The sequence below is a fragment of the Desulfoferrobacter suflitae genome (assembly GCF_022603395.1).
GTDB classification, from domain to species: domain Bacteria; phylum Desulfobacterota; class Syntrophobacteria; order Syntrophobacterales; family Syntrophobacteraceae; genus Desulfoferrobacter; species Desulfoferrobacter suflitae.
In genome coordinates this window covers 73,647-85,473 of the sequence record NZ_JAIBKA010000011.1, presented here as the reverse complement: position 1 = coordinate 85,473, position 11,827 = coordinate 73,647, and the positions used below count along the sequence as shown (strand labels likewise).

At 55.9% G+C, this 11,827-nt stretch carries 6 protein-coding genes; 4 read left to right on the top strand and 2 right to left on the bottom strand.

What is annotated here, in order from left to right; translation table 11 throughout:
* Nucleotides 1-68 precede the first annotated feature (68 nt).
* Entirely contained in the window at nucleotides 69-1,838 is a 1,770-nt protein-coding gene (locus K1V27_RS17885; protein ID WP_258931424.1) for a DUF6909 family protein, read from the top strand.
* Nucleotides 1,839-1,858: 20 nt separating this feature from the next.
* Here the strand turns inward: K1V27_RS17885 and K1V27_RS17880 are convergent, their stop codons facing one another.
* Nucleotides 1,859-3,055 (bottom strand): two-component system sensor histidine kinase NtrB, encoded by a 1,197-nt coding sequence (locus K1V27_RS17880; RefSeq protein ID WP_258931423.1) that lies wholly within the window; start codon nucleotides 3,053-3,055, stop codon nucleotides 1,859-1,861.
* A 22-nt stretch (nucleotides 3,056-3,077) separates the two neighbouring features.
* Nucleotides 3,078-5,441, bottom strand: a complete 2,364-nt coding sequence (gene lon, locus K1V27_RS17875; protein WP_258931422.1) for an endopeptidase La — start codon at nucleotides 5,439-5,441, stop codon at nucleotides 3,078-3,080.
* A gap of 320 nt (nucleotides 5,442-5,761) precedes the next feature.
* On the opposite strand from lon, the gene K1V27_RS17870 reads away from it, so the two are divergent.
* The 3 genes from K1V27_RS17870 to K1V27_RS17860 all read left to right on the top strand — a co-directional run bounded on the left by K1V27_RS17870 (nucleotide 5,762) and on the right by K1V27_RS17860 (nucleotide 11,823).
* Entirely contained in the window at nucleotides 5,762-6,673 is a 912-nt protein-coding gene (locus tag K1V27_RS17870; protein ID WP_258931421.1) for an RluA family pseudouridine synthase, read from the top strand.
* A gap of 81 nt (nucleotides 6,674-6,754) precedes the next feature.
* Nucleotides 6,755-9,883 carry a patatin-like phospholipase domain-containing protein gene (locus tag K1V27_RS17865; RefSeq protein WP_258931420.1) on the top strand — a complete coding sequence of 1,043 codons (3,129 nt, stop codon included), beginning with the start codon at nucleotides 6,755-6,757 and terminating at the stop codon, nucleotides 9,881-9,883.
* A 32-nt stretch (nucleotides 9,884-9,915) separates the two neighbouring features.
* Nucleotides 9,916-11,823, top strand: coding sequence for an ExeA family protein (locus K1V27_RS17860; protein ID WP_258931419.1), 1,908 nt, complete (start codon nucleotides 9,916-9,918; stop codon nucleotides 11,821-11,823).
* The last annotated feature ends 4 nt before the right edge of the window (nucleotides 11,824-11,827 follow it).

Below are 11,827 nucleotides of genomic sequence, written 5' to 3'. Positions count from 1 at the left end.
AACGCCAGGCAGACCCGTGTACCATTGAGGGCCGGGGGACAACAGCATCATGCAACCAGGAGGAGTCAATGGATGCTTACAGGGATGAGATCTGCTGGGAAAGTGATGAGTATCGAGCCCACAGAACTCTACAGGCGTTGTCAAATTTCTGTATCACCGTCAGCCATGCAATCATCTCGGGCAGAATCACACTGGGCAGTTTGTACGAGCTCTACAAGCGCATGGAGCCCTGCATCCATACCTATTGCAATGAGGAGCGCAGAGTCGATGTGAACGTTTTGATGTGCGCCCTGCAGCGACTGCCCTACGAGATTTCCCGGGCCCAATACTTCCATGTGCAGAAATCACCCGAAAATCTGACGGCAGTAGCCGGCGTCAGTCTTCGCGAAAGCGGGGTAAAGGGGGCAAGAGTCAGGACCATTTACGAAATGGGAGAAGGGTATTTCAAGTGCATCGCCCTGGAAGGAAAGACCGATATATTTGATATGATCACATCCTTTATCATGTACGGCATTGAATCGGGCAAGATTAAAGCACTGCTCACAGGAACCCGATTGCTCGAGGATATCGGCAAGCTGGACAGCAAGCACGAATCGCCCGAAAGGAATCAAGTCCTGTGCAAGATTGCCAGCAAGTTCAGTGTGAGCTACGAGGAACTGACGGGCCTGGATGCTTTCCTGCGACACGGCCTGTTCGACCTCCTCAAGAATATCATGCAAAACGATCTGGATCAGCTGGAGATCGAGTTTGCCAGTGAATTTGCCGAAACCAATTACTCCATTAAGGCGCGCCTGTGGCGAGAGAACCTCGAGAAGTGCGGGCAACTGCACGAAGTACGACCGGTCATCATCATATCCAGTGATTTGCACAATGTTGTCGGCTGCCTGACCGACTTTGCCCGCATCAATAAAGATCGAATCAGAACCATGGCGATGGAGCACAGCGAGCTCAGCGATCTGGACCTGGAACAACCGGGCAACCTGCACTACGCTCTTTCCAAATTGTGCGAGACCCGTCCGGACCTGTCTACCGAGAAGCTCGAATATGAAGAGAGTTTCGGTATCCGGTTCATTCCGGATATCCACAATACCGGCATCGATCTGCAGGTGATCGACACCTTCCGGCTTGATCCGGACAAAATTGATGAGCGCATCCGGATAGAAGACTGGTCATCGATCAAGGAGCGGGCTCCCTGCATCATCAACATCCACTACGCGTTCGGACTGCAGGCCACGGAAATCATGCGCGAATTGACGGAGGCTTTTGCCACCAGGATTGAAAGCATTTCGATCATTGGCAAGGCCGGGATCGTTTGCGGAGATCGTTTTGACATAATGCTTCCCACTTATCTCATTCCCCAGGAACTGGAAGGCGGCGTTCACGATTTTCCAAACGGCAACCAACTGACCAAGACAGATTTTGAAGAGCTTGTTGACTGCCGTGTGCACACCGGTGGACCGATGCTGACGGTGCCCGGCATCGCCATTCAGAATGAAATCGTGCTGCGCTACCTGATGCGCAAATACCACATCGAGGGACTGGAAATGGAAGGCGTGCCTTATCTGCGTGCCATTCGCAGGGCGGAAAAGATTGGCCTGTTGCGCCAGGATATCCTGTTTTGCATAGGTTACTGGGGAAGTGACAATCCCCTCCACTCAGATCAGCTCATCGCCAAGAGTCACATGGCAAGCGGAGCCAGTCCAGCCAGCGCCCTGGCAGTGGCGGTGCTGGCCAAGACCTTGAACAGCGGCAAAGCATACTCTGAGGGAGGATACCGTGGTTATCCCCGCAAGAAGGGTGTCAGCGGAGCTGAGGTGGCGATGGACACCGCCCGGTAATAGAAACTCCGAGCAGCGCCCTATGGCGGGTCCGGGGTTGACCGCGGCAGCTTGACGATGACGTGAGTTCCCTCACCTTCGCTGGTGGTGAAAGTGATGTCCCCCTTGTGGGCGCACACCACCAGGCGGGCACTGTGGGTGCCGAGCCCGGTTCCGCTCTCCTTGCCGCAGGTCACGTAGGGATCAAAAAACCTGCTGCGGATTTCCTTGGGAATGACCCCGTGATTGTGAATGTCGATGGTGCAAAAATCGCCGTCGGATTCCAGGCTGACCCTCACCTGTACGTTATCGGGAGAGGCCTCGATGGCGTTCTTAATGAGATTTTCCAAGGCAATTTCGAGCAACGACTCATCGCCTGATACGACATAGTTCCTTTCGGACACGTTGCCGGGATCCATGGCCTGGTTGAAATGGAAAAAGGACAAGTGGACCGACTTCTTGTGGGCATAGGTCTCAAATAGCCTTTGCAGCCGATCAAAGATGGCACAGAGGTTTACCGGTGCGGGCCTGAGTTGATAGGTCCCCTGCTCCATTTTGAATAAATCCATCGAGCGGTTTATGGAGCAATACATGCGTTCGCTCAACTGGCGAATCATCTCCACCCACTTCACCTGTTTTTCGTTCAGGCTGTCTGCCTTGAGCAGCAGTCCCGCAAGTCCTGCTATGCCGACTAAAGGAGATTTGAGGTCGTGCCGCACAATGCGTTGCACATCCTCTCGAATGCGCTCAATTCTCTTACGTTCGGTAATGTCGCGAATGATCGCGCCAAAACGCCGGCCACGCTGGGTGACCCAAGTGGACAGCGACAGCTCGACGGGAAAGATATTACCGTTCTTGTGCAGGCCGTCGAGCTCCACTCTGCCGCCGATGAGGTGACTTTCTCCGGACTTGAGAAACCGGTCGAATCCAGCCTTGTGAGCCTCCCTCAGGGGTTCGGGAATGATCGTGGTGATCGGCTGTCCTATCACTTCCAAGCCACGGCCGAATATTTGAGTTGATCCCCGGTTCCAGCTGACGATTGTACCCGCATCATCTGCAGTGATCACGGCATCAATGGACGTTTCCGTCACCGAGCGGTATTGCTCCTCACTTTCCTCAAGCTTACGCTCGATGAGCAGCGCCGCCTCCGTCAACGCCTCAAACTCCAGCTTGGTTTGGCGGAGTTCGGCCAGTTCCTTTTCCATCTCCTCGAGTGACACACCGATCCCTTTTCCCACTCTTAATCCCCACTCCTGATCCTTAATCCTTGATCCTCACAAAGGGCTCGATGGCAAATTCCAGCGCCTCGGATATCAACTGGATCTCATGGAAAGTCATATCTTCCCGCAAATGTGGCGCTATGTCTATCAGATCTTTGGCATTGTGCTGCGGAATCAACACCTCTCGAATGCCGGCTCGACGGGCCGCCAGGACCTTTTCTTTGATGCCGCCCACGGGCAGGATGTCGCCGCGCAGAGTTATCTCTCCGGTCATGGCCACATCACGTCGAATAGGCCGGTTGCTCATGAGCGACGCCAGCGCCGTTACCAGAGGGACTCCGGCGGAAGGGCCGTCTTTGGGAATGCCGCCGGCGGGCACGTGCACGTGAATGTCGCTCTGTTCGAAGCTTTCCTCGGCTATGCCCAAGTCTGCAGCGTGGGCTCGGATATAGGTGAGTGCGGCGGTCGCCGATTCCTTCATGACGTCGCCCAGATGGCCCGTGAGGATCAACTTGCCGCTACCGTGTGTGCGCAGCGCTTCGATGAAAATAAGATCGCCCCCGCTCGGTGTCCATGCCAGGCCCGTGGCAATGCCCGGACCCCACGAACGGGTCGACAATTCGGGCAGAAACCTGGCGGGCCCCAGAATGGTTGCCACCTCACTGGGTTCGATAACAACCTGTTCGTTCCTGCCTTCTGCGACTTCCCGCGCAATGGCGCGGCAGATTCCGGCCAGGTTGCGCTCCAGGTTGCGCACCCCCGCTTCCCGCGTATGTGATCGAATGATTTCCAGAATCGCCGCATCCGTTATGCTGACTTGCTCGGTGGTCAAACCGTGATTGCTGATCTGCGGCAAAAGCAGATGATCACGTGCGATCTGCAGTTTTTCTTCCTCGGTGTAGCCGGGAATTTCGATCACTTCCATGCGGTCCTTGAGGGCGGGCGGTATCGGATCCAGCACATTGGCGGTAGCGATGAAGATCACTGAGGAAAGATCAAAGGGAACTCCCAGGTAGTGGTCGGAGAACGCGAAGTTCTGTTCGGGATCCAGCACTTCGAGAAGAGCCGATGACGGATCGCCGCGAAAATCCATACCCAGTTTGTCAATCTCATCCAGCATAAAGACGGGATTTTTCACACCGACGCGGCGCAGACCCTGGATGATCCGTCCGGGCAGAGCACCAACATAGGTACGGCGATGTCCTCGGATTTCCGCCTCATCGCGCAAACCACCCAGGGAAATTCGCAGAAACTTGCGCCCCAGGCTGCGGGCAATGGACTGGCCCAGAGAAGTCTTTCCGACTCCGGGGGGACCCACAAAACAGAGAATCGGGCCCTTGATGTCTCTTTTCAACTGCAAAACGGCCAGATACTCGAGGATACGCCGTTTGACCTTTTCCAGGTCAAAGTGGTCCTTATCCAGTATTTCCGATGCCATGCGCACATCCAGACTGTCCTCGGTGAAATTGCTCCACGGCATTTCCAGCAGCCAATCCAGATAATTGCGCGATACGTTGTATTCTGCCGAGGCCGGTGACATACGGGCGAGTCGCTCGATCTCTTTTTCTGCCGCCTGGCGGGCCTCCTGAGGCATATCCAGATCGTCCAGCTTGATCGACAATTCCACGATTTCCGGATTCCTCTCTTCCCCTTCCCCCAGTTCCCGCTGGATGGCGCGCATTTGTTCGCGCAAGAAATATTCGCGCTGGCGTTTGTCCATGCCTGCCTTGATTTTGTTCTGGATCTGCTGGCCCAGCTCCATTCTCTCAAGCTGCCTGGTCAGATAAAACGTGACCCGCTCGAGGACGGTCTGGTTATCTGCAATTTCAAGCAGGGACTGGCGTTCCGCCACATTCAGCGTTAGATTGGCGGCGACCACATACACCAGATGTCGCGGATGCTCGACATTCAAAGCTAAAGTGGAGAGTTCTTCGGGCAGGCTCAACAATTGCACCAACCTCTGAAACTGAGTGCGCAGGTTCATGGCCATGGCCTCGATTTCCGCACTGCTTTCGTAATCTTCCGCCAGCACATCAAAAGCCGCGGTCCAATAATCGCCGCTTTTTTGAAAATCCCGCAAACGCCCCTTATGGGCGGCGCGAACAAGAATTTGGTAGGAACCGTCGGGTTGTTTGTTGACCTGCAACACACTGCCCAGGGCGCCCACATCATACAAATCCTGGGGCTGCGGCTTTTCGATTCTTTTGTCTTTTTGCGCCACCACCAATATCCACTGCTTGGCGGCATGGACGTCATCCACCAGTTTCTTTGAATTTTCCCTCTCCACATTGAGGGGTACGGTCAACTCCGGGTACAATACCGTGTTGCGCAAAGGCATGATGGGAAGCCTTTCCGGAAGTTCCTCGGGCAGCATGGCTGCTTGCGCGCTGACACTGGTCATCATCGGCATCTCCTAATATATTCAAGACTAAGGCGCCTGGTATGGTATTTTCGTACCAGGCGGTGTGTGTCATAAATAATGGGACGTATCATCTGCTTTGCTGTGCGGAAAACATGACAAACCTGCTTGCCCGCAATCTGCAATACACTGTTCGCGCTGTCCTGCGGCAACGCAGTGAACGAGCAACTTTTTCGCTTTAAGCATAATTACCGGCTCCACCCTTGTCTAGGAGGCTGGCCGCAAATGGGCTCATGGAGCTTCGGGATGACCCAAGGCCGTCCTTTTCCAACAAACCTTCAGGAGCGGAACCGGACACAAAAACAATGGCTTTGAATCAGGGATTTGATTACACGGAAAAGATCGGCCCGGCGGCAGCGGGGCTGACGGTTCTGGATTATCTGAGTCGACGCTATCGCCACTCCTCTGAGGACGAATGGCGCCAAAGGTTGAATTGCGGGCTGGTGCTCCTGGACGGATCAGCGACAACAGTCGGGACTGTGCTGCGGTCAGGCCAGCGGTTGATGTGGTGCCGCCCTCCGTGGCATGAACCGGATGTTCCCCTGTGCTATGCCGTTTTGCACCTGGACCGGGCTGTTCTGGCGGTAGCCAAGCCGAAGGGATTGCCGACTCTGCCCGCCGGGGGCTTTCTCGCGCACACCCTATTGACTCGCGTACAAATCGATTTTCCCGAAGCTACCCCTGTACATCGTCTCGGCAGGGGGACTTCCGGGGTAGTGCTGTTTGCCCGCAGCGCAAGAGCCCGCAAGGAACTCCACGCGGCGTTTCGCAACCATGAGGTCGTGAAGATTTATCGGGCGCTGGTCGTGGGTCACCCGAAAATCGACGTTTTCACGGTGGATGTGCCCATTGGACCGGTTCCCCACGATCGCCTGGGCATGGTGCATGCCGCCTGTGCAGCGGGCCGAAAAGCGCGTAGCCACGTAAGGGTGGTGCAACAGCGAATGGGTTCCTCCCTGCTTGACGTCAGCATCACCACGGGCAGGTCGCATCAAATCCGAATTCATCTGGCTGCGGCGGGACATCCCCTGGTCGCAGATCCGCTGTACACATCCGGGGGAGTCTTCAGGGATGGCAGCACCTCGCTACCCGGTGACATCGGCTATCATCTGCACGCACACACACTCCGTTTCACGCACCCGGACACCGGGAAACCAGTGGAGATCTTCTGCCATCTTCCACCGGAACTGCGCACCGTCCCGGGTGCACGCGGGTAAGATACGGGTTTCATTCTAGCTTCTGGGTTGCCCCTGGTGTATTCTTGGATAGACCGTAGCCGACAGAAAATGGAGGACTATATGGAGAAGGGTGTCTTTCAGATCCAGGAAGTCTGCGAAGAAGAGCTCAAATACATTTGCCGGAGACGCAGGAAGGAAGGCGGCGAAACCGAACCGAGTGCCGAGGAGATCAGAAAGCGCACCATCGGCCTGGCCTTGTCGGGCGGCGGCATCCGATCCGCCACAACCAACCTGGGCATCCTGCAGGGACTGTCGAAAATGGGCGTCCTGCCGATGGTCGACTATCTCTCGACCGTTTCCGGCGGCGGCTACATCGGAAGCTGCCTTTCTTCGCTGCTGTCACTGAGCAAGGCGGGCATTGGGCCGAACTGCCAGAGCACCAGCGCCCGCTCAAGAAAAGACAGCGCCTTCACCACCGAGTGGCGCAACTTCCCCTTCTGCGCAGATCAGAACCAGGGTTGTGCACAAGCTCTGGCCCAGATCAAACATTTGCGGACTCACGGGAATTTCCTGATTGCACGACTGGGAATGTTCACCCGCGAGACCATGCGCAGTATCGGCAACGTGCTGACGGGAATCGTCTACCACATCTTTATAGCGCTCCTCTTTCTGTTCACCTGCAGTGCCTTGTACCTGTGGACAGCTGAACGGATGGTCCCGGCAATGGATGCCATCCTCAACACGCAGGCGCCGGAAACAACCGTTGCGACCAGGACCCAAATCGTAACCGAAGAAGCCCAGGCCACGCAGAGCAGAATCGAAACGCGGACTCAATTGGGCCGGCCCGGCCTGCTCGATCACCTGCGGCACAAAGGAGCCCTTCTGGGCAAGGCCGTGCATGACCTTGCAACGAGTTCTGATAAGGCTTCAATTCTGATATTGACGCTTGTTGGCGCGGGGGTGATTACGGTTTTCCCGGTTTTTCTTTTGGTGAGGCACGCCGCCGGCAACGCCTGCCCGTGGCGCGCCAGAGTCACGCCCATCGTCGGCGAATCCGACGAAGAAGCCTTTGAACGCCGGCTGCTTTACGGCTTATATGGCGTTTTTCTCATTGTCGCGTTGGTGTCCGTGCCGGCGGCCTGCTGGCTGTTTCATCGCGTGCAGACCCCACACACGGCAATTGCCGCACTCTTTTTCCCCTTCCTTTTCTTTTTGGGCGCCAGGATCACAACCTTTGTCGCACACCTCTACGCGAGTTGCAGCGGCATGCGCTGGACGCGGCAGTTGCGCTCCCTGTGGGGTGCCCTGCAAGCATTCACCAGCTACGGTCTACTGATTTCTCTGCTGGCGGCTGTTTTTCCGCTTCTTGTCTATGCGCTGGTGGACTATGGTCTGGCGGCAGCCGCCGGTGCCGTCATGTCGCTCCTCTCCATGCGTTTTCTTGTATCGTTCCTGTTTTCGCCGGGAAAGAAAACAAGAAAACTTTCCGGCGGGTTGATCAAGTTTGCTCTGGGTCTCGCGGTTGGACTGTTTCTGCTGCTGATCGTCCTGGTGTTCTGCGTACTGATAGTCAAGTGGAACCTGCCTCCACTGACAAGCTTTGGAGTCGCCGGGCTGAGCTTTTTGTTCCTCGGTTTCTTTGTTAATCTGAACAAGCTCAGTCCGCACTACTTTTATCGAGATCGATTGATCGAAACCTATCTTCGTACCGAACAGGATCGAGGAGACGGAATCATGCAGACAATCCGCGACCATATGGAAATGCGTTTGAGCGATCTCCATGGACCAGGCCTGTTCGGATGTACCGCCCCCTATCAGTTGATCAGTGCGGCCATCAACCTGACCGGCAGCAAGGACCTGACCCGCAAGGACCGCAAGTCCGGATATTTTCTCCTATCCAAGCTGTTTTGCGGATCTGATCAAACCGGCTACCGCAAGACCGAAGTATATCGCAACAATGCAACCAGGCTGGCGCGGGCGCTGACCATTTCCGGGGCGGCGGTTTCTTCGGCAATGGGTTTTCACACCTTTTTCGGCCAGAGCTTTGCCATGTCTCTGTTCAATATCCGTTTGGGCTACTGGCTGGAGAATCCAAGATTGGAGAGGAGTGTCGAGTGCCAGGAAAACCGTGTCTTTTGGCCGTGGTACTTGCTGCGGGAGATGTTTTCCTCGACTACCGCAACGGATTGGCTGGTGAATCTTTCGGACGGCGGGCACACCGGCGACAACGTCGGCATCTACCCGCTGCTGAAGCGCCGCTGCAAGATCATCATCGCGTGCGACGCCGAATGCGACAAAGATCTCACATTCGGCTCCTTCACCGAAGCTCTGCGGCACGCCTACATTGACGATGGAATCGACGTGGACATCGATTTGACAATGATTCGTCCCGACCCGCTAACGGGTCACAGCCGGAATCACTGTGCGGTGGGACGTATTCGCTATCCGGACGAGGATCGTGCGGACCAGAAGAGCTGGCTCATCTACCTGAAGAATTCACTGACCGGCGACGAACCCGAACCGGTGCTCAACTATAAGCTGGATAATCCTTCGTTCCCCCATCAGACCACCGCCGACCAGTTTTTCGATGACGCACAATTTGAAGCATATCGGGCACTCGGAGTACACATTGCGGAACAGACGTTTGGCACGTGGGTCAATTCACCCGGGTTCAGGGCGGTGCAGAGCCAGTACAGTCCGTTTTCGGCACCGACTGCCCGGCAGCCGGCAGTGGTCGAAAATGAAGATGATGTTTGGACCTGCCTGCAGATTTGCCACTCGACCCACTACGCCACCGATGCCGATGCGTTTCAGGCCCTTGACGACAAGCTGATACGACTTCAGCAGATGTTCCTGACAGCGCCTCATCTTGGCAAATATTACCAGGAGTGTTATTTGGACGGGAACACACTGCAGCCCCTGGAGCTGAACGAACACGTGACGCAGGTCTGTATGGTGCAGGCACGATTGATGGAAGAGCTGTTTTACGCCAGAAAACTTCACCGCTACGGTAATGCCCCCGCTAATCATGGATGGATGAACCTGTTTCGCCAATGGGGCCGCTGTGCAACTTTCTGCAGTCAGTTTCGCCTGATCAAGCACCTGTTCAGTCCCAAGTTCGTACAATTTTATGAAAATCACATCCAGGGCAAGCCGCCGATTTTCGAAATGCTCATTCCCCATCCCTGGGACCAGGCGGAAAGGACGGGCATATTCCTGGACCCCGGACGCAGGGAAGCGGAACCCTGAGAGTATTACGGAAGCGAGGTGTTCGGCATTAGATGTCCATGTATATCGATTATTTTGGCCTCAATGAGAATCCCTTTTCGATCGCCCCCGATCCCCGCTACATGTATTTGAGCGACCAGCATCGCGAGGCCCTCGCCCATCTGCTCTACGGCATAGCAAGCGAGGGCGGCTTTGTCATGCTCACGGGTGAAGTGGGAACCGGCAAAACCACCATCTGCCGGTGCCTGCTCGAACAGATCCCGGAAAACTGTGATGTGGCATTCATATTCAATCCTAAACTCACCGTCGAAGAACTGCTGTCCACCATCTGTGATGAATTCCGCGTTGCTTATCCTGCGGGGACCATCAGCATCAAGGTCTTTGTGGATCTCATCAATAACTACCTGCTGCAGGTGCACGCCAACAATCGCAAAGCGGTGCTCATTATCGATGAGGCCCAGAATCTCAACAGCGATGTGCTGGAACAAATCCGTCTGCTCACCAACCTGGAAACCAATCAGCGCAAGCTCCTGCAGATCATCCTGCTGGGTCAACCGGAACTGCGCGACAAACTAGCCCGCCCGGAACTGCGCCAGCTCTCCCAACGCATTGTCGCCCGCCATCATTTGGGACCGCTCGGCCGCGCTGAAGTAGCAGCTTATGTAAACCATCGGCTGACGGTTGCCGGTGCGCGCCGCCCTATTTTTCCGGCTGCCGTCCTCAACCAGCTGTATCGCCTCAGCAAAGGAATCCCCCGACTGATCAACGTATTGAGTGATCGCGCCCTGCTCGGCTGCTATGTGGAAGGAAAAGAAAAGGTCGATCAGGCCACCCTGAAGAAAGCGGCCCGGGAAGTCTTCGGGACAGCGCCGAAAATGAGTGGGGCCGGGCGACATGCGGCGATTTCTTTTTGGGCACTGATTACTGGGGTTATTGTGCTGGGGGGCACTTTACTGGGATTCGGATACTATCATTTTGCCCCGCGTGACGGGCAGAAGGAAAAGTTCTCGACCAGCCAATCCGAGTCATCCTCACCGGTTCAGTCGGGTACCTCCGTGAAAAAGGAAATTGCCGTCAAACATAACGCTCAATCAACAGACCGGGAGAATGAAGCTGCCGGTGCGGCAGACGCCCCTGCAACAGCGATCGTCACAGGCGACCTTGCCACCGCACAGGATGGACCCGGGACGAGCAGTGCTCTCAAAGACTCGCCGGAACCTGCCCGGACTATTCCTCCCAATGAACCCGAACCAATGTTTGAGCCTCAGCGGGAGGCAACGGCCAAGGAACAGCAGAACCGCACCGCCGAATCGGCCCAAACCGACGATTCCGGAGCTAACCTCACGTGGCCCGCCGACCCGCCCATGGCCGCCAGTGAAGGGCTTGCCTACAGGGACCTGTTCAACAGTTGGGGAGCCGTTTTCGCACCCGATGAGAGCCTGTCGCCATGCCGTCAGGCTGAAGCGCAAGGCTTGCAATGTCTTGCAGGCAAGGGCGGCCTTGACGATCTGCGCAAATTCAATCGCCCTGCCATTTTGCAGCTCTTTGATGGACAGGGGCGTGAGTTTTACGCTACTTTAACTGCACTTAGCGGGGAACGGGCTGAATTCCTGGTGGCTTCCAAGAAGCTCACCGTTGCGATCAAGGCCGTCGCCCTGCACTGGCTGGGCGACTATACCCTGCTTTGGCGAACCCCGCCCGGTTATCAAGGTCTCCTCAAGATGGGGGATCAAGGACCTGCGGTTGCATGGCTGCGTCAACAGCTCGCCCATTGGCAGGGAATGGATGACCCGGGCGACAGTAGCGACATATTTGACGCAACACTGCAAGCCGCCGTCAAACAGTTTCAGCTGAGTAGCGGCCTGCAGCCCGACGGGATCGCTGGTCCGCAGACCTTGATCCTGTTAAATAACGCGGCGGGGTCGCATGCCCCCCTGCTGAATCGTGACCACAAGGGCTGACAGC

What these genes read in the sequence shown, in the direction of transcription:
- K1V27_RS17885 (WP_258931424.1), top strand. Translation starts at nt 69, where the DNA reads ATGGATGCTTACAGGGATGAGATCTGCTGGGAAAGTGATGAGTATCGA.
- lon (WP_258931422.1), bottom strand. Translation starts at nt 5,441, where the DNA reads ATGATGACCAGTGTCAGCGCGCAAGCAGCCATGCTGCCCGAGGAACTT.
- K1V27_RS17870 (WP_258931421.1), top strand. Translation starts at nt 5,762, where the DNA reads ATGGCTTTGAATCAGGGATTTGATTACACGGAAAAGATCGGCCCGGCG.
- K1V27_RS17865 (WP_258931420.1), top strand. Translation starts at nt 6,755, where the DNA reads ATGGAGAAGGGTGTCTTTCAGATCCAGGAAGTCTGCGAAGAAGAGCTC.
- K1V27_RS17860 (WP_258931419.1), top strand. Translation starts at nt 9,916, where the DNA reads ATGTCCATGTATATCGATTATTTTGGCCTCAATGAGAATCCCTTTTCG.